Origin of the sequence: Streptomyces sp. NPDC051243, from assembly GCF_044455405.1 — a bacterium.
Lineage (GTDB): Bacteria > Actinomycetota > Actinomycetes > Streptomycetales > Streptomycetaceae > Streptomyces.
The window spans coordinates 152,750-170,957 of sequence record NZ_JBITES010000010.1; the positions used below are offsets into that span (position 1 = coordinate 152,750).

The following is an 18,208-nucleotide window of genomic DNA, read 5'->3' on the forward strand; positions in this document are numbered from 1 at the left end:
GCCGGCCGGTGCAGCGGTCGGTTGTTCGTGCTGCCAACCGGCCGTGCACGCTGGTCGTCTGCCGCGGCTGCTGCTGCGGCAACCCTCGCAAGTACCCTGGCACCGACCATGCCTGGCAGCTGGAGCGGCTGCGCGCCGGTGCCACCGCATCGGGCGGCGGCTTCGCGGTGCGTACGTCGGACTGCCTTGGTCCGTGCGACCAGGCCAACGTCATCGTCGTCCAGCCCTCCACCGCCGGACGGCGGGCCGGCGGCCAGGCGACCTGGATCGGCTTCGCCATGGACGACGACTGCACCGATGACCTGCTCGCCTGGGCCACAGCGGGCGGACCCGGGATCGCCGAGCCCCCGCCCACCCTGGCGTTGCAGTTCGTCCAGCCACCGCGCGAGGCGAGGGCTCGTGCACGCCGCTGAACGCGACGGCCGAGACGGCGGCCGTGATGTCATCCCGGCTGCCGTCTCCCCTGGCCCCACGGACATGGTTCGCTCACCATGCGCTCCGCTCGACGAGGTCACCGCCGCCTCCGTGGCCAGCACGCTCCAGGCCCTGGCCACACCGTCCCGGCTGCTGATCCTCACCACGCTGCGCCAGTCCGCTTACTCGGTCACCGAACTCGCCGCTGCCATCGGTATGGAGCAGTCCGCCGTTTCCCACCAACTCCGGCTGTTGCGCACCCTGGGACTGGTCACCGGACAGCGCGAGGGCCGCCGTATCGTCTACCGCCTCTATCTGCTGGTGCACATGCAGGTGGCCGGTCACGTCGCAGATGCCGCAGCCGGGACGAACCTGTCCGGTGGCGACCTCATCGGGATGAGGGTCCAGTTGCTGGCCGACGCCGCCGCTGCGCTGCTGGTACTGCTCGTGGCGGTCGCGCTGTCGGTGTACAAGCCGAAGGGTCTGACCCGTTACGGGTGGCGCAAGCAGCAGGAACCGCGAGTCCAGCAGCGGCCCGCAGCGCGAGGCGACCAAGCAGCAGGTCTGACAGTCTCCTGATACGGGGACAGGTGAAACGTGCCTTGCGCGAGCCACTACCCCTGCTCTGCTGGAGATCGGCGAGCGTCGACCACCTGGTCCGTGTGCTGATTCTTCCGGATCAGGGTGGCGACGATGCCGGAGCCCAGCGCCAAGAGGACGGCTGCGACGGTGAGCGCGAGCGAGAAGCCTTCCGTCGCGGCGCGTTCCGGAGTGGCCGAGGCGGCCAGGTCGTCGCTGCGGTGTGCCGCCAGGGTGACCAGCGCCGCCAACCCCACGGCGCCACCGACTTGTTGTACTGAACTCACGACCGCCGAGCCCAGGCCGGCGTTCTCCTCGGTGGTACCCGTCAGTGCGGCGACCGCGAGGGCGGGCAGGCTCAGTCCGCATCCAAGGCTCGTCACCAGCATGCCGGGCAGCACTCCGGACGCGTAGCCGTCGCCGGCTGCCACGCCGGACAGCAGGAGCAGTCCGGCCGCGCTGATCAGAAACCCCGTGATGAGGGTCGGGCGCAGCCCGACCCTGAGCACCGCGCGGGGGGAGAGCCACATGCCGGCGAGGATGCCGCCGCCGTAGGGAAGGTATGCGATGCCGGCGGTGAGCGGGCCGTAGTCCAGAACGGTCTGCAGATGCAGCATCAACAGGAACGCCATCGCATAGAAGGCGGCTGAGAACAGCAAGGTCGCACCGTTGGCGACGGCTCGGATCCGTGCGGACAGGAACGCCAACGGAACGAGGGGCTCGGCGGTACGTGCCTCGACCGCGAGGAAGGAGACCGCCAGGACGACGGCGAGGAGCAGTGGCACAACGGAGGCCGCATGACCCCAGCCCGACTCCCCGGTCTGGAGCAGACCGTAGACCAGCGAGACGAGAGCCCCTGTGCCCAGCACGGCACCGGGTACGTCCATGCGTGCCTGGCGTCGGGCCCGGCTCTCGGCGGCCAGGCGCGGCAGCAGCGCGAGGGCCACAACGGCCACCGGCAGGTTGATGAGGAAGATCCAGCGCCACGACGCGAGGCCGGTCAGCGCACCGGAGATCACCAATCCCAGCGTGCCGCCCAGACCCGCGATGCCGCCCCAGACGCCGAGCGCCTTGGCGCGCTCCTCGGTGCCCGGGAACAGGAGCGTGATCAGGGCCAGCGCGGCGGGGCTCGCCATGGCGGCGCCCGCACCCTGGACGAACCGTCCGGCCACGAGCTGCCAGGGTTCCTGTGCGAGGCCGCAGACCAGGCTCGCCGCACCGAACACCGCGACGCCGGCCAGGAACACCCGTCGACGGCCCAGCAGATCGGCCGCACGGCCGAACAGCAGCAGCAGTCCGCCGAAGGCGAGGAAGTAGGCGTTGACGACCCAGGCCAGACCCGCGGTGCTGAAGCCGAGATCGCCCTGGATGCTGGGGAGCGCGACGCTCACGACGGTGTCGTCCAGGACGAGCATGAACTGCACGAAGCACAGCACGATCAGGGTGGGGAGACGGCGATTGGTGTCTGAGGCGGAGGCGGGAGCGGAGGTCATACCGGGTATCCGGTGGTGGGCCTGTCCGGCAGGTGTGTACGGCGATGGCGGCGCCCCGGGCGCGGATGTGTGATCGGCATGAAGCGAGGCTATGCACCGGCCTCGTTGGCCGCGATGCGCTACGGGGCCATGGCGTATCGCGTTGAGGACATACGCTGGGTCGCATGGATGAGGCTGTCGCGTGCGCGGCCCCAACTGGCGTGGGGGCGATCGTCGTTGGGAGCTTTCCGCTGTCGTCGGGGGAGTGGTTCGATCCGCACAGCCATCCACAGCACCAGCTGGCCTGGACTCGGCGTGGGGTGCTCGGCGTCGCCGTCGACGACATGTACTGGGTACTGCCGCCCACACGGGCGCTGTGGTTGCCCGCGGGGGTCGTCCACCGGACCGGTGCGACCCGCGATGCGGTGATGTGCAGCCTCTATCTCGAACCGGACCGCTGCGGCCTGGACTGGGCCGAGCCAACGCCGGTCGGCGTCGACGGCCTGCTGGCCCACCTGATTACCTACCTCGCCCGTCACGACCTCGCCGACGACGCGCGTCTGCGGGCCGAGGCGGTCGTGCTGGACCTGCTGCGCCCGCTGCCCGCCATGCCCATCGACGTGCCCTATCCCGCTGACGAGCGGCTGCGCACCGTGGCCGACACGCTGCTCGCCGACCCCGCGGACCCGCGCAGCCTCGAGTCCCACGCACGGGCCGTCGGAGTGAGCCGACGCACCCTGACACGGCTGTTCGTCCACGACACCGGCATGAACTTCGATCGGTGGCGCACTCATGTGCGGCTGCGTGCAGCCCTGTCTCTCCTCGCCGACGGTCAGCCCGTGTCCCGCGTCGCACACTCCGTGGGGTACGCGACAGCGAGCGCCTTCCTGGCGGCGTTCCGGCGAACGGTCGGTACCTCCCCGAGGCGCTACCTCAACGGCGACGCCATGTTCGGGGCGTCCGAGCAGAGCCCCGACTCTGACGCATGACCGTCAAAGGACGATCAGCAAAAGGGAGATCAGCGACCTGCCACTGATGGTCAGGAAACAAGCGGCGCCAGCTCCGAGAAGGTCTTGCCGCCGTCGCGTGACTCGTACACGCCGGACATCGTCGCCGCCAGGATGTGGTCGGCGTTGACAGCGGTCAGCGCCTGGGGCTGGCCCCCGGGCACGGTGGTGAGTTCCTTCCAAGTCTTGCCGCCGTCCGCGCTGCTGCTCAGTTTCCCGGACATGTCGATGCCGAAGAGGGACTTCTCCGCGGGCCAGGACACAAACGCCTGGACGTTCCCGGATCCCTTGCCGAATGTACGGCCGCCGTCGGTGCTGGTGACGACCCCCTCCGCCGTGGTGGCCAGCAGCTTGTCCCCGGTCGGGCTCACCGCGACATCGAGGGCCTCCAGCGTCGCGCGGTCGTCCCAGCTCTTCAGGTCGCTGCTGATCCGGATCCGGCCGGCTTCGTACCCGTAGACGGTGCCCTTCGCCGAGTCCAGGGAGTGGAAGTCGGCCTCCCCGGACAGCGATCGGGTGGTCCAGGTGCGGCCGGCGTCCTTGGTCTCGATCAGGCCGACGTTGCCCGGACGGTCGCTTCCGGGAGCGCCGTGTCCGCTGGCGATGAAGGTGTTCTCGCCGGTCACGGTGAAGCCCATGAAGTCGTCCCTGCTGTCGCCGACGAGCTTCGGCTTCTGTCCCTCGGCGACCGTATAGAGGCCCTGGTGAGTCGCGACGTATACACGGCCGTCGGCCGGGTCGACACCCAGACCGTGGACGTGGGAGAGGGCCTCCGATGATGCCGACGCGGCGGACGACTCGCCCGTGTCCGACGACCCGCCCCCGCAGGCGGCGAGGAGCAGGGAGGCGATCGATGCCCCCGCGACGGCGAGCAGAGTACGGGCGGCCGGGCGTGCGGTCACTGAAGATCCTCGGATGGGGTGGTGCGGGTCTTGGTGTTCAGGGCCTGCTGGCGGCGAAGAACGGCATGGAGTCCAGCGGGACGATCTCGATGTTCTTGCCCGTGCGCGGCGCGTGGATGGCCTTGCCGTTCCCGACGTACATGCCGTTGTGCTGGTTGTCGTTGTACCAGTAGATGATGTCGCCCGGCTGCAGATCGGACCTGGCCACCTTGCGGCCGGCGTCGTACTGCTGCTTGACGGTACGCGGCAGCGAGACACCCGCCGCGCGCCATGAGGCGCCGGTCAGGCCCGAGCAGTCGTAGGAATCGGGTCCGGTGGAGCCCCACTCGTAGGGCTTGCCGAGCTGCGCGTACGCGAAGTCCAGCGCGACCTTGGCGCGCCCGCTCGCCGGGCCGTTGTAGGTGGCGGCGGAGTCGCTGACACCCGCGGCGGCGTCCTCGCGCTCCTGGTCGGCCTCCATCTTGGCGCGCTGGGCGGCGGTCAGGCTGTTGAGGAGCTTGCGGGCCTCGGCGAGCTTGCCCTGGACCTCGTCCTTCTTCTCCTTGGCCTTCGCTCGCGTCTCCTCCAGGTCCTGCAACTGCTCCTGGACGATCGCGCGTTCCTGCGCGAGTTCACGCTGCATGCTCTGCATCGCCCGCAGGGCGTCGGCCTGTCGGCTGCTCGTGCGGTCGAGCATCTCGGCCTGGTGGAGATAGTCGTCCGGGTCGCCGGAGAGGAAGAGCTCCACGCTCGGATCGATGCCACCGCTGCGGTACTGCGCCGCCGCCAACGGGCCTATCTTCTCGCGCAGTTCGTTGATCTCCTGCTGCTTACGGGCCAGGCGCTCCCGCGCGCGTTCGGCTTCGCGCTGCAGCTCCTTCTGCTTCTCCCGGATGCCGTTGTACTCCTCGGTGGGAGCCTCGGCTTCCTCGTAGAGCAGCTCGACTTGCTTGCGCACCTCGTCCATCGTGGGCTTGGGCGCCGCCTGGCTCTGCGTCGGCAGGAGACTGACCGCGCCGGCCGCCACGCCGAGGGTGGCTATTCGGGCGCGGCTGGGCGGCTTCGGCCTACGGTGCGTTCCCATCGTGGGCTGACTCCTCTGCGTCTGTGGTCCGAGCGACGGGTCCTGGCCGTCGGGCCGACGCCAGTCAGCTTCGGTGCTGTCCCCGGGGGACCCGACGCTGGGCGCAGGCCTTGCCCGCGCCCAGCGTCGCATTCATCGAGCCCGTTAGAACTTAGTAGCTTCGTATTACGCGCCGCAAGTGAGGCTGGGTCACACCAGTCTCACCAGTAGCGATCAGCCGAGTCCGGGAGGGCAGGCGACCAGCAGTGGCAGCAGCGGCACAGCCATGGCGGCCGTAGCCACGGAGCCCCAGAGGGCGGGATGCGCAGTCTTGCGCGGGCCGAGGACGCGCTTCAGGCGGATCAGTGCTGACTGGCCGCCCGCAGCAAGTGCGCCCTTGGGGGTGCGGGCGGTTGCCATCTCGTACATCGCGGTGGCCAGCGCCTCGTGGGAGTGGCTGCGCAGCGCGCGGTCGTCCGCGATCATCTCCAGCAGCAGTGCCGTCTGCTCCCGGGCGTGGCGGGCCAGCGGCAGCCATCGGAACACCGAGTAGAAGGCCTCCACGGCCGCCAGGACCAGGTGGTGGCGGCCCGTGATGTGGGCCTGCTCGTGCTCCAGCACGGCGCCGAGCTGCTCGGGCGTCAGCCGGCGCACCGCCGCGTCGCTGATGACGATGCGGGGGTCACGGCCCGGCAGGCAGTAGGCGCCGGGGGTGTCGTACGGCAGGACCGTGGCGCACAGGCGGGCGGAGTGTCGGCCCACCAGGTCGACGGCTTCCCGGTGTTGAGTCCGCGCGCGGCGGGCTCGTACGACGTGGAAGGCGAAACTCGCGACGAGGGCGAACCCGATGGCGCCGGGAACGCCGACGGCCAGACGGGCCGCGATGGCGGGATCGGGCCTACCCACGCCTACGTCCAGTCCGCAGGTATGCAGCAGGCCGACCAGGCCCGCGTGCAGGTGCTCGGCCGGCATGGCCAGGCTGGCCGCGGAGAGGGCGGCTCCGAACGAGAACGAGACCGCCAGGGCGTGCCACACCGCCGCGGCGAGGGCGGGGGCCCGGTGCGGCCAAGAGGCGCGCAGGAGCAGGTACGGGGCTGCGAAGCCCACCGCTGCCGTGTAGCCGACAAGGGCGGGCGCGGCGTTCACGGGGTCGCCTTCGGCTGTCGGCTCACGTTCCGCAGCGCCTTGCGCAGGGCGGCCTGCTCCTCCTCCGACATGTTCTCGACGAAGGCGACCAGCGCGGCCGGACGGTCCTTGCTCTCTCCCAAGCCGTCTTCCATGAGTGCGGCGGCGTACTCTTCACGGCTGCGCACCGGCGAGTAGAGCCAGGCCCGGCCCTGCTTGCCGCGCAGCAGCCAGCCCTTGGTGTACAGGATGTTGGTGACGGTCATCACGGTGGTGTACGCGATCGGGCGGGTCTTGTTGATGTCGTCGACTATCTCGCGCACCGTCGCCGGACGCTTCCACGTCCAGAGACGATCCATGATTTCCGCTTCAAGATCCCCGAGCCGCCGCATGGCCCTGACTTCCCTTCGCCACCGAATACGCAAGGCCATAGTAGAGGGCTGTTCGGGCCGGCTTACGGGGCCAAGTGCGGGAAGGGACGTCACAATCGCCCGGTGAGTTCGCAGCCTGCTTCGCCGGGTGGTGGATGTCACGGTGGCATGGACCGTGGGGACGTCGACTTGCACGTCAACGACGGTTTCGAGCCCCGAGACCTGCTGTTTCACGACGCTCTCGCGGTCGTCAGCGGGTCGTCCACAGATCCTATCCTCAGAGCTTGCCATACCCTGGGCGGGTATCCGTGTCCGTGCCTACTCCGGTGACCTCCGCCATGCAAGCAGCTGATGATCCATGCGTACGATGACGCCGTGACCCGCCTCGGACAGCTCACGCGACCGCACTTGATGGTGCGGTCTTTCGGGCTGCTCGTGTGCACTCTGCTGCTGGGCCTGATCGGCATGCACGGTCTCGGACCAGTGCCCGAGGCCTCCGCTGCTTCGTCCGGGCACGACCGGATGGCGGTGGCCGCGCACACGGACGCCGCGGCGACGATGCCGAGCGAATGCGATCACGGTGAAGGCGGCTGTACGGGCCACGCGGACCATGCGGACCCGACGTGCGCCTCGGCCTCAGTTGCCGGGGCTCCCGCAGTGGTCCCGGCCCTGGTGCCCGATGTGGTGACCTGCGTCGACTCGGCGCAGGCGCGTCTGTCTCCGGCCGGCGGCGGTCCCGTCGGTGGCAGGGCGCCGCCCTCGCTCGCCGAACTTCAGCTCCTGCGGATCTAGAGCGGCCCGCGCGTCGCCGCTTGCCCATGCGGCGCCGTGTGTCGGTATGCCCTACCCAAGATCCGAATCCAGGAGCACTGCCTTGACTGCACACCGCAAGCTCATCCGCCGTACCGCACTCGCCGTCACCGCCGGTGCGGCCGCTCTCGTGCTGGCCGCCTGTGGGGGCGGTGGGCATGACATGGGGTCGATGAACTCCGACTCCAGCGCCTCCGCGACCGCCTCGGCCAAGGCCGGCGACCACAACGACCAGGACGTCTCCTTCGCCAAGGAGATGATCCAGCACCACCGTCAGGCCATCGAGATGGCCGACCTGGCCGCCGACCGCGCCTCCGCGCAGGAGGTCAAGGACCTCGCCACGAAGATCAAGGGCGCTCAGGACCCGGAGATCAAGACGATGTCCGGCTGGCTCACCTCGTGGGGCGAGGAGGTCCCCGCGGACATGTCGGGCATGGAGGGCCACGACATGGGCGACATGTCATCCGACATGCCCGGCATGATGAGCAGCGAGGACATGGACAAGCTGGAGAAGGCCTCCGGCGCCGAGTTCGACAAGATGTTCCTCGAGATGATGGTCAAGCACCACGAGGGCGCCGTCGAGATGGCCAACACGCAGAAGGCCGAGGGTAAGTACGGTGCCGCCGTGAAGCTCGCGGACGCCGTGATCACGGCCCAGACCGCCGAGATCGAGCAGATGAACAAGATGCTCGACAAGAGCTGACACAGTGAGAGAAACGGTGTGGCCGACGGTGCAGTGATGCCGTCTGCCGCACCGTTTTTCGTGTCTTCTGGGCTGCGGCGCAGGGATCCTCGCAGCCGTCCCTCGCTAGGCGGTCAGGCCCCCCGAGCAGGTGGCCCCCAGCTCCGGAGTCTGGGCGCCCTGCAGTACGTAACCCAGACCGCGCCGTGCTCCAGTGAGTGCACGGCGTTCTCATTGGCTATGGGCTTGTTGTAGACGGTGCCGTCGCAGGTCATCCACGCCTTGTTGTGGTCGCCGCCGACGGGCGGATTCATTGGGTATTCGACGGCCGTCTGGACGTGGTTGCGGCCGAGCTTCTTCGCGTCCCAGGTCTTCTCGCCCCGTACTGGCTTCTTCGCTGCGGCGGCCTGCTGCTCCTCCTTCTCGTTGGCGCTGTTGATGGCGTACCCGCCCCAGCCCAGCAGTCCGCCGACAATGAGCGCGCTGAGCGTCATGGTGATGATGCGGTTGCGGCGGTCGCGGGCGCGTTGGGCCTTGCGCATCTCCTCGATCTTGGCCCTCCGCGCCTCGGCGGCCGCCTTCTTGCTGGTCTTGCTCATGACTGTGTGTTCCTCGTCCCCGCCTTGTGGCGGTGGTGCAGGGGTGGATGGACGAACGTTGCTCGCCGTACGCGTGAGCACACGGCGCAGACGTCCGGCTACGTCCGTTGCACCTGGAGGACGCGGAGATCGGGAGCGCGGTCGGTCGGCGCTGTGAGGACGGGGAATGAGAAGGCATGCGGTTGCCGGGGGAGATCCGGCGTGCGGGGCAGGGCCGGTGGCACTGGCTGGGCTTGGGTGGCGAGCACCGCTCGTACGCCGTCGACGGTCGGCCCGCAGCACACGTCACCGGAAGGGCAGTCGGCCGGGTGGGCGACTGCCGACTCGTGGTGATCAGCCGCGCTGTCCGCGGGCATCGCCGCGGCGGACACGGTCGTCATAGAGGCAGTGCCGGCATCGCTGTTGCCGGGCGCCAGGCAAGCCAGGCACACCACCAGCGCGGCGAGCAGAACAGTCAGTCAGGGCAGAGCAGAACCTCGCAGCCCGCGTCGCCAGCCACGCCGCGCGAGTCGTCTGCTGTCTCGGCCTCTCCATTACTGGTGATATTCGGCGGTCGCTGTGGGACAGCTGCTGGCACTGCCCGGGCACTCAGTGGTCATGGCTGTCGTCCTCCGCCCCGGGATAGACGAAGGTGCGGGTGACGAGGTGATTGGGGGCGGTGAGCGTCTCGTGGAGGATCCGGCCGTCCGCGTCGAGGGTGAGGTCGAGCTGGGTGTGCTCGGCCGGGTAGGCCAGGGCCAGCCGACGGTGACCGTTCTCGTCGGGGAGGCGGGTGATCACTGGCGCTGTGCCGCTGCCGTACGGCTCCGAGGCGAGGAACTCCTTCCCCGTGATCGGAAGCTTCCTGAGGTCGCCGAGGCCCCGAGCGGTGTTGCTGGTGACCAGCTCGTGCAGGGTGAAGCCGGGGACCTTCTCCATGGCGGCGACCGTCTCGCGCAGAAGGCCCGCGTCCGCTCGGGGCGGCCAGGTGACGGAAAGCCCCGCGCGGCCGCCGGCCCATTCCTCGCCCGCCGAGGCGGTGAGGGTGAGGCGGCTGGTGCCCTTCTGCCAGGTCATCGGGGTGTAGAAGCAGCCGGTGCCGCAGCCGCGGAGCTTCAGGGCCCGCCGGCTGCCGCCCGGGTCGGCGAGCGTTGCCTTCAGTCCGTACGACTGCTGCTCGCTCCCGCTGATCTGCGGCGAGGTCAGGTCGATGACGAGCCGACCGGCCGCGGCCCGGGCACTGATGCCGATCTCCCCGGCGCGCGTTCCCGTGGGTACGACCGGGCCGTCCAGTGGTGGTGCGAAGGGGAGAGGCCGGTTGGCGTCGGCGGGGACGGACAGCACGGTGAGCGTGGCGGAGAACGCGAGGACGACGGCGAGCGCGCCGGTCTCGACGCGGGCCGGGCGGTGCGGTGATCCAGTCCTCGTGCGGCGTAGGCGGCGGCGGGCGGTGAGGGCGAGGCCCGCGACGGCGACGACCAGGGCGATCTTGGCGAGCAGGACCCGTCCGTACGTCGTGGTGGTGAGGTCGTCGAGCGGGACCAGGAGCAGTGCAGAGACCAGCCCAGTCATGACTACGGCGGCGAACAGCCAAGCAGCGAGGCGGGCGTAGGAAAGCAGGAGGGAACGTCCGGGGGTGCCTTCGCCGCGCCACGCGGCTGCGGTGCGCAGGACGTGCAGCAGTGTCCCGGTCCACAGGACGGCCGCCGCAAGGTGGACGAAGGTCAGCAGCGGGCCCGCGACCGACTGCTCGGCCTGCGGGTGAGCGCGCAGCGCCTCGGTGACCAGGACGGCGGTGAGGGGGAGGGCCGCCCAGTTCCGGCGCCGGAGCAGCACGGCCACCGTGGCGAGGCCGAAGCCCGCGACCTCGATCAGGGACAGGACGCCGGGCTGTGTGCCGGCGAGGGAGGCGAGGGAGTCGTCCCCGAGTTGCAGGGCGGCCAGGGCGAGCGCTGCGGCGGTGCCTGCGAGCGCGCCGGGCAGGGCCCAGGAGCGTGGTCGCCGGGCAGGGGCGTTGGGGATGCGGTCCCTGAGGCGTCGGCCCGCCACCTCGCCGAGCATGATCGCGAGGGCCGCGAAGAGCAGCCAGCGCAAGGCGGTCGTGGGAGCGGCGTCCTTCGCGGCCGTTGTCTGGCCGGAACCGAGGGCGATCGTGCGGGGACCGACGGCGAAGCGGTAGCTGCCGGTCATCACGTCGCCGTCGCGAGCGGTGACCTGCCAGTCGACGGTGTGCACGCCCTCGCCCAGAGCCGTGCGGACAGGGACGGTGACCGATTGGTTGCCGCGGCTGAGCGCGGGTGTGCCGAGGGCGGCCGAGGGCTCGAGGCGTACGGAGCTTCCGCTCAGGCTGACCGGCTGGTCGAAGACCAGGACCAGTGACCTCGGCGAGTCGGCCACCGTGGCGTCCGCGGCCGGGCTGGTGAACAGCAGGGTGGCGTGCGCGGATGCGGGGGCGGCGGTGCCCACCAGGAGCGCCAGGACGAGCGAGAGCAATGAGCCGACCGCGAGCAGGGAGCGATGGGCCCTTGGTTCGGAGGAGGTCACGTGTCGAGGATCCCGGATCCCTAGCTGAGTGCCGGCGGCAGGGTGGCTTGCCAGGTCACAGTGCTCGTCATGCCGGGCTGTCGTGCGGTGTGGTGTCTCGCGACGCCTGCTCGCCGGGGTGCAGAGCCTCGATTTCCTTGCGGAGTCGGATCAGCTCCTGGCGGTCCGCAGCAGGGGCGGTCTGTGCGCCGTGCCTGGGGCGCATCATGAACCACATCATGGCGCCCATGACCAGTGGGCAAGCCAACAGTGGGAGGGCATAGAGCAGTTCATTCATCGCGGTCCCCTTCTGACGTCGATGAGAACGGGCTGACGGGACGTTGGCCGAGTGGGGCACCGGTCGGCTGCCGCTTCTTCACGGAAACAAAATCCGCAGACAATCTTACCGAGGTATAACTAAGCCACTTAGTTCAATAGGAGTGAAGGTCTGTGTCGATCAGTCGAGGAGCCGGACCGGCCGCGAGTCTGGAGGTAAACGCCGTACCGGGTACTAGCCGAAGAAGGGGCAGGACCTGCCGTGCCCATGACTCGGGTCGTCGGCAGGACCGCCTGACTCTCGCCGTTGGCGCTTGCGACCGTGACTGCAGGCCCGCTGTACGCGGTTCTGTGCGGCGCCTCCCACTCCGCGGGCGGCGAGGCCGAAACGGTCGTAGCCGGTGAGTCGCATCGCGTACCGCTGTGGCTGCTCAGGTCGCCTAAGCGGCCCACCGGTGACGGAGCCCACGGAATCACCGCAGAAGTCTTCTTATCGCCACCCGGCATGCGGCCCGCTGCGCGAGCCCTGCCTGCGCCACGCGCCAGTCACTCACAAGGAGAACCAGTGCTGAGTTCATCGCGCCTCGGTCCGCCCGCCGAGACTGCCCCACCCGCCGACACCAGCCCAACTGGTCGCCGCCGAATAGGACGTGTCGCGCTCATGGCGGGGGCGGCCGTCGGTATCGGTTTCGGCGGGCTCTACCTGGTGGGCCTGCTGGCATCCAGTGAGGATGTCCCCGACGGGACCCGGGTGAGCGGCGTGGACATCGGAGGGCTGAGCCACTCGCAGGCGCGCGAGAAGCTGGACGCCGGCCTGGGCAGGGCCTGGTCCGAGCCGATCAAGGTACGCCTCGGCGACAGTACCGAGACCATCCACGTGTCCGGCATCTCGCTGGACAGCGAAGAGACCGTGGCTCGCGCTGCGCAGGCAGGGTCCGACCCGTTCACCGTGATCGGCCGCCTCTTCACGAGCGGTGACCGCGAGGTCGAACCGGTGATCCGCGTGGATGAGGAGAAAGCGCGCGCGTCACTGGCCGAGAAGGCGAAGACGTACGACCGTAAGGCGCGGGAGGGGGAGATCACGTTCCATGCGGGCAAGGCGGTGCCGGTACGGCCGGTCACCGGGCGGGCTCTGGACGTGGACGACGCGGTAAAGGCGTTGGCGTCGGCGGTACCAGGTCAGGGGGATGAGCCGGTACGGCTGCCAGCCCGTACGTCCGAGCCCAAGGTCGGCGCCGAGGAGGTGAACCGCGCGATGAAGGAGTTCGCCACCCCCGCCATGTCGGCACCGGTCACGCTGACCCTGAGCGGTCGGAAGATCGAGATCAGCCCGGCGACCCTCGGCGAGCACCTCACCATGAAGCCGGACAGAGACAATCGGCTGACACCCGTACTCGACGGCAAGGGCCTCCTGGCTGATCCGACGGTGTCCAGCCCGCTCGCACTGGCCACCGACAAGGCCGTGAACGCCAAGCTGCGCCTCGACGGCGGACGAGTGGTGGTGACCTCGGACGGCAAGGCCGGGCAGGAGGTCACGGCCAGGGCGCTCCAGAAAGCCGTACTGCCGCTGCTGACCGAGACCGGGACAGCCCGCACCGGGGCCGTGACCACCGAGGAGGTACAACCCAAGCTGACCCGGGACAACGTCGCCCGCCTGGGTATCAAGGAGGAGATGTCGACCTTCACGGGCAACTTCGAGCCCGAGCCCTACCGCGTCACGAACATCGGCCGCGCCGCGGAACTGATCAACGGGTCGGTCGTGCTGCCGGACGAGACCTGGAGCTTCAACCGCACCGTGGGCGAGCGGACCGAGGCCAACGGCTTCGTCGAGGGCATCATCATCAACAACGACCAGTTCGAGAAGGCCGCCGGAGGCGGCGTCTCGGCGGTCGCCACCACCACCTTCAACGCCATCTTCTTCGCCGGAGTCAAGCCGGTTGAGTACGGCGCGCACTCCTTCTACATCGAGCGCTACCCGGAGGGCCGGGAGGCGACGGTGGCCTGGGGCAGCCTCGACCTGAAGTTCAAGAACGACTCGGGCAACGCCATCTACATCGACGCGCGTGCCACCGACACCTCCATCACGGTCACCTTCCTCGGCACCAAGAAGTACGACGAGATCGAATCGGTCAAGGGTCCGCGCGCGAACGTAAGGAAGCCGGCAACCCGCGAGGGAGCATCCGGAGAGAAGTGCGTGCCGCAGACCCCGCTCGAAGGCTTCGACGTCAAGGTCGACCGGGTCTTCAAGAACGACGGCAAGGAGGTCGAGCGGGAGACCTTCAAGACGCGGTACGTGCCCCGAGACAAGGTCATCTGCGGCGGAGAGACCGCCGGGTGACAAGCGCCAGACCGTGGGGGCGGACCTCCGGGCCGTCCCCACGCGCCTGTCTGGCGTCACGTCCCACAGCCCGGGACCCACCCTCGCAGGCTGAGTCGGGGGAGGCTGGACGGCCCAACTAGGGGGCTGTTTCTGTTTCGTTCATGATTCACGTTCCCCATAATCTGCACACATCTTGTTAACTCGTGATTCCAAAGTGACGTCATTGTTGGGTCTTGAGGCGCGCTAGGATCACGGCGTGGTTACGAACTGGTCTCCCCGCAGAGCGCGGCAGGCACGCCCATGGGCCGGCCTGCTGCATCTCTTTGGGCTGGCCGCGCTGCTGTTCGGCCTTGTATACGCCCACAGTGTGAGCACCGAGGGTGTCGCAGGCCATATCAACGCCACTGCAGCAAGCACCTCGGAGGGCGTCGTCGGCCTTCAGGCCACGACCGCGGCCGCCGATGCTGAGCAGGCACTCGAAATCGTGCCGCTCGACTCGCACGACCACGACCAAGCTCCCTCGCACCCTGCGCAGGAGTGCACACCGGGGCAGCCACAGCAGGGAGTCGCCTTCGGCGCCCCCTGTCCCTCTCCGTTGAGTGAGGAACACCTGCACTCCGGGACGGACGTCCGCAGCACTTCCCTGGAAAGGGTGGGCGCGACTGTCTCGTCACCGACGGAGTCCAGATCATCAACCGTCCTGCAGGTCTAGATTCGGCACGCCTCCCACCGGCCAATTCCGCGTAGCGAAACGAGCGGACCGCTACTGTCCGTTGCTTGCGACTTTGGCTGGATTGTGGCGCCCGACTTCCCGTACGGCCCCTTAGAGGCTGAACGGTCCGGACGACGGCGCTTGCCCACCGCTCGCCGACCTCTTGCTGTTCTCCCTTGTCCCACAGTGCCGGGAGACGGCTGCCGCACGGAGGACCTGTGCCGAACGACCGCTCCCTCGCGCATCCGGCCCACCCTGCTCGGCCATCGCCGCGCCGGTTTCTGGCCTGGGTGCTGGGTGCCTTACTGCTGACGGGGCTCTTTCACTGCCCTGCCCTTCCGCATGACGGAGACCATGGTCATCTTCCGTCGCTGGTGCTGGCCAGTGACAGAGCGCCGGAAGCCGAAGCTGCACTTCAGAACGAGTCCGGGCATTCGCACGGCGGTGCCGCCTGCACTTCCCCCGGCCTGATCTCCCAGGTTCAGGGTGGGCCGGATTCGCCGACCCGCGCGGGAGCGCTGCTCCCTGCCACCGCAGTACCGGCAGTTGCGGCCGTAGGGCTCTTCGCGCTTGAGCCCCGGCGCCGTAGACATCAAATAGCCACGCCCGGCCGCTCCACGCTCACGATCGTCTGTCGGTGGCGGATTTAGACCTCTCGGTCGCAGCCGTACACAACGGCTGCCGCATGCTGCCCGCGAAGGCGGGGACTGCCCCCTGCCCTGCTCGGGCCGCATGCGAGATGAGCGAACACGTGACGCACATCATCGAACGAGAGCGGACAATGCATTCTCCGACCACTGACATGACACCCCCCACCCGCTCTGCCCTGTCCGGGCTGGTCGGCAACACCCCGCTGCTGCGGGTATCGGAGCCTCTCGCCCCGGAGGGGCGAGGTTTCTGGGCCAAGCTGGAGGGCTTCAATCCCGGCGGTATCAAGGACCGTCCGGGCCTGCACATGGTCGAACGGGCCCGTGCCCGCGGTGAGCTGCGCCCGGGCGCACGGATCATCGAGTCGACCAGCGGCACGCTCGGCCTGGGGCTCGCCCTGGCCGGCATGGTCTATGGCCACCCCGTCACCCTGGTCACCGACCCGGGCCTGGAAATGTCCATGTCCAAGCTGCTGATGGCATACGGCGCCCAGGTCAACGTCGTCTCCGAGCCGCACCCCACTGGGGGCTGGCAGCAGGCGCGCCGTGACCGGGTGGCCAGGCTGATGGAGCAGCACCCCGGTTCCTGGTGCCCGGACCAGTACAACAACCCGGACAACACGACCGCCTACACCCCGCTGGCCCTCGAACTCGCCACGGAGCTGGGCCACATCGACGTACTGGTGTGCAGTGTGGGCACCGGCGGTCACTCCGCCGGAGTCTCCCGGGTACTGCAGCAGCTCTACCCGGATCTGAAGCTGGTCGGCGTGGACACCATCGGGTCGACGATCTTCGGCCAGCCCGCACGGCCCCGGCTGATGCGGGGTCTGGGCTCCAGCATCTATCCGCGCAATGTCGCGTACGACAACTTCAGCGAGGTGCACTGGGTCTCCCCGGCCGAGTCGGTGTGGACCTGCCGCCAACTCGCCGCCTCCCACTACGCCACCGGTGGCTGGAGCGTCGGCGCGGTGGCGCTGGTCGCCGGCTGGCTGGCCCGGACCCTGCCCACCGATGCCCGGATCGCGGCGATCTTCCCCGACGGTCCGCAGCGCTACCTGGGCACCGTCTACGACGACGACTACTGCGTCGCCCATGGCCTGCTCGATTCCCCGCCCGCGCTGGAGCCGGAGGTGATCGGCCGCCTGGACGAGAAGGAGGTCACCCGCTGGACGCGGTGCGAGAACGTCGTGGACCCGCTGACGCTCGCCGCCTCCGAGCCACAGCAGTACGACACGGTCGGTCTGCTCGACGCGACCGACACAGGAGCCGAGGCGTCGGTGAGCAGCGACACCACCGAGCAGCGTGACGACCTCGACGAGGCCGAGGAGGGCAACCGGTGAAGGGCACCCTCGCACAGGTGCGTTCCTACGAGCGCAGCGTCCAGTTGTTGATGGTGAATCAGTTCACCATCAACCTCGGCTTCTACATGCTGATGCCGTACCTGGCGGCGTATCTGGCAGGGCCCGTGGGCCTGGCCGGCTGGCTCGTCGGGCTCATCCTCGGCGTGCGGAACTTCAGCCAGCAGGGGATGTTCCTGCTCGGTGGAACGCTCGCCGACCGGCTCGGCTACAAGCCCATGATCATCGCCGGGCTGGTGCTGCGCACCGTCGGCTTCGCCACCCTCGGACTGGTGCAGTCCGTGCCCGCCCTGCTGGCCGCCTCCGCGGCGACGGGGCTGGCCGGGGCGCTGTTCAACCCGGCGGTGCGGGCGTATGTGGCGGCGGACGCCGGTGAGCGCCGCGTCGAGGCGTTCGCGCTGTTCAACGTCTTCTACCAGGCCGGCATCCTGCTCGGGCCCCTGGTGGGCATGGTGCTGACCGGCGTCGACTTCCGTCTGACCTGCCTGGTCGCGGCCGGTGTCTTCGCCGTGCTGGGCGTCGTGCAGATGCGGGCCCTGCCCGCGCGCCGGGGCGACGACGCCAAGGACGTCAACAGCCAGGGCGAGAGCGTGCTGGCGCAGTGGCGGGGCATCCTCGCCAACCGGCCGTTCCTGCTCTTCTCCGTGGCCATGATCGGCTCGTACGTGATGTCCTTCCAGGTCTATCTGGCCCTGCCGCTGGAGGTCAGGCGGCTGGGCGGAGAAGGCACGTTCGGCACGGGCGCGGTGGCGGTGCTGTTCGCCGTCTCCGGGCTGAGCACCATCGTCGGCCAGACGAAGGTGACCGCGTGGTGCAAGGCCCGTATGGAACCGGGCCGAGCGCTGACCTGGGGGCTGCTGACCATGGGCCTGGCGTTCGTGCCGCTGCTGGTCGCCACCGCGATCCCGGTACCGGACGGCGGGCTGGGGCTGTGGCTGCTCGCGGCCGTGCCGCCGGCGCTGTCCGCGCTGCTTCTCGCGATCGGCACGATGATCGCGTACCCCTTCGAGATGGACACCATCGTCCGCCTCTCCGGTGACCGGCTCGTCGCCACCCACTACGGCCTGTACAACACCATCTGCGGCATCGGCATCACCCTCGGCAACCTGCTGACCGGGGCCGCGCTCGACGCCGCACGGGCCGCCGGAATGTCAGCCCTGCCCTGGCTGGCGCTGTTCGCACTCGGCCTCGCGTGCGCCGCCGCTCTCTACGGGCTGCACCGCACCGGCCGCCTCGCACCACCGGCACGCGACGCGAAGCCGGAACTCGCCACCGCATAACCCAATTGGCCCAGCGCTGGAGGGGACGGATTCTCATCCGTCCCCTCCAGCCGGCCACCCCTGCCCGCACGTGTGCCCGCCGGCGCGCAAGAACCCCTTCGCCTCCTTGC

15 protein-coding genes and 1 pseudogene are annotated in these 18,208 nt (G+C 69.3%); 8 read left to right on the plus strand and 8 right to left on the minus strand.

Features of this window, described 5'->3' with window-relative positions; all coding sequences use genetic code 11:
- The first annotated feature begins 8 nt into the window (after nt 1-8).
- Complete coding sequence (locus ACIBAG_RS25795) at nt 9-413, plus strand: (2Fe-2S) ferredoxin domain-containing protein (protein WP_399107922.1); 405 nt, start codon at nt 9-11, stop codon at nt 411-413.
- Between the two features lie 64 nt (nt 414-477).
- Nucleotides 478-729 (plus strand): annotated as a pseudogene (locus ACIBAG_RS25800) (ArsR/SmtB family transcription factor); the annotation flags it as partial.
- Between the two features lie 299 nt (nt 730-1,028).
- Here ACIBAG_RS25800 and ACIBAG_RS25805 read toward each other — a convergent pair.
- Entirely contained in the window at nt 1,029-2,486 is a 1,458-nt protein-coding gene (locus ACIBAG_RS25805; protein ID WP_399107924.1) for an MFS transporter, read from the minus strand.
- A gap of 164 nt (nt 2,487-2,650) precedes the next feature.
- Between ACIBAG_RS25805 and ACIBAG_RS25810 the strand changes: the two genes are divergently transcribed.
- On the plus strand, nt 2,651-3,454 hold the full coding sequence (locus tag ACIBAG_RS25810) for an AraC family transcriptional regulator (protein ID WP_399107925.1): 804 nt from the start codon (nt 2,651-2,653) through the stop codon (nt 3,452-3,454).
- A 50-nt stretch (nt 3,455-3,504) separates the two neighbouring features.
- Here the strand turns inward: ACIBAG_RS25810 and ACIBAG_RS25815 are convergent, their stop codons facing one another.
- The 4 genes from ACIBAG_RS25815 to ACIBAG_RS25830 all read right to left on the minus strand — a co-directional run bounded on the left by ACIBAG_RS25815 (nt 3,505) and on the right by ACIBAG_RS25830 (nt 6,933).
- Nucleotides 3,505-4,374: a F510_1955 family glycosylhydrolase gene (locus ACIBAG_RS25815; RefSeq protein WP_399107927.1), complete on the minus strand. Its 870-nt coding sequence runs from the start codon at nt 4,372-4,374 to the stop codon at nt 3,505-3,507.
- 37 nt (nt 4,375-4,411) lie between these two features.
- On the minus strand, nt 4,412-5,437 hold the full coding sequence (locus tag ACIBAG_RS25820; protein ID WP_399107928.1) for an NlpC/P60 family protein: 1,026 nt from the start codon (nt 5,435-5,437) through the stop codon (nt 4,412-4,414).
- A 213-nt stretch (nt 5,438-5,650) separates the two neighbouring features.
- On the minus strand, nt 5,651-6,562 hold the full coding sequence (locus ACIBAG_RS25825; RefSeq protein WP_399107930.1) for a M56 family metallopeptidase: 912 nt from the start codon (nt 6,560-6,562) through the stop codon (nt 5,651-5,653).
- Nucleotides 6,559-6,933: a BlaI/MecI/CopY family transcriptional regulator gene (locus ACIBAG_RS25830; protein ID WP_399107932.1), complete on the minus strand. Its 375-nt coding sequence runs from the start codon at nt 6,931-6,933 to the stop codon at nt 6,559-6,561. The genes ACIBAG_RS25825 and ACIBAG_RS25830 overlap by 4 nt, the downstream gene beginning before the upstream one ends.
- 354 nt (nt 6,934-7,287) lie before the next feature.
- Here ACIBAG_RS25830 and ACIBAG_RS25835 point away from each other — a divergent pair, with 354 nt between their 5' ends.
- Nucleotides 7,288-7,704, plus strand: coding sequence for a DUF6153 family protein (locus ACIBAG_RS25835; RefSeq protein WP_399107934.1), 417 nt, complete (start codon nt 7,288-7,290; stop codon nt 7,702-7,704).
- 82 nt (nt 7,705-7,786) lie between these two features.
- Nucleotides 7,787-8,425: a DUF305 domain-containing protein gene (locus tag ACIBAG_RS25840; protein ID WP_399107936.1), complete on the plus strand. Its 639-nt coding sequence runs from the start codon at nt 7,787-7,789 to the stop codon at nt 8,423-8,425.
- Nucleotides 8,426-8,538: 113 nt separating this feature from the next.
- Here the strand turns inward: ACIBAG_RS25840 and ACIBAG_RS25845 are convergent, their stop codons facing one another.
- The 3 genes from ACIBAG_RS25845 to ACIBAG_RS25855 all read right to left on the minus strand — a co-directional run bounded on the left by ACIBAG_RS25845 (nt 8,539) and on the right by ACIBAG_RS25855 (nt 11,803).
- Nucleotides 8,539-9,003, minus strand: a complete 465-nt coding sequence (locus tag ACIBAG_RS25845; RefSeq protein ID WP_399107937.1) for a DUF3105 domain-containing protein — start codon at nt 9,001-9,003, stop codon at nt 8,539-8,541.
- Between the two features lie 588 nt (nt 9,004-9,591).
- Nucleotides 9,592-11,526, minus strand: coding sequence for a copper resistance CopC/CopD family protein (locus ACIBAG_RS25850; RefSeq protein WP_399107939.1), 1,935 nt, complete (start codon nt 11,524-11,526; stop codon nt 9,592-9,594).
- A 67-nt stretch (nt 11,527-11,593) separates the two neighbouring features.
- Nucleotides 11,594-11,803 (minus strand): hypothetical protein, encoded by a 210-nt coding sequence (locus ACIBAG_RS25855; protein ID WP_399107941.1) that lies wholly within the window; start codon nt 11,801-11,803, stop codon nt 11,594-11,596.
- Between the two features lie 639 nt (nt 11,804-12,442).
- Between ACIBAG_RS25855 and ACIBAG_RS25860 the strand changes: the two genes are divergently transcribed.
- The 3 genes from ACIBAG_RS25860 to ACIBAG_RS25870 all read left to right on the plus strand — a co-directional run bounded on the left by ACIBAG_RS25860 (nt 12,443) and on the right by ACIBAG_RS25870 (nt 18,098).
- On the plus strand, nt 12,443-14,119 hold the full coding sequence (locus tag ACIBAG_RS25860; protein ID WP_399108312.1) for a VanW family protein: 1,677 nt from the start codon (nt 12,443-12,445) through the stop codon (nt 14,117-14,119).
- A 1,475-nt stretch (nt 14,120-15,594) separates the two neighbouring features.
- On the plus strand, nt 15,595-16,800 hold the full coding sequence (locus ACIBAG_RS25865) for a PLP-dependent cysteine synthase family protein (RefSeq protein ID WP_399107943.1): 1,206 nt from the start codon (nt 15,595-15,597) through the stop codon (nt 16,798-16,800).
- A complete protein-coding gene (locus ACIBAG_RS25870; RefSeq protein WP_399107944.1) occupies nt 16,797-18,098 on the plus strand; it encodes an MDR family MFS transporter in 1,302 nt (433 codons plus the stop codon). The genes ACIBAG_RS25865 and ACIBAG_RS25870 overlap by 4 nt, the downstream gene beginning before the upstream one ends.
- Nucleotides 18,099-18,208 lie beyond the last annotated feature (110 nt).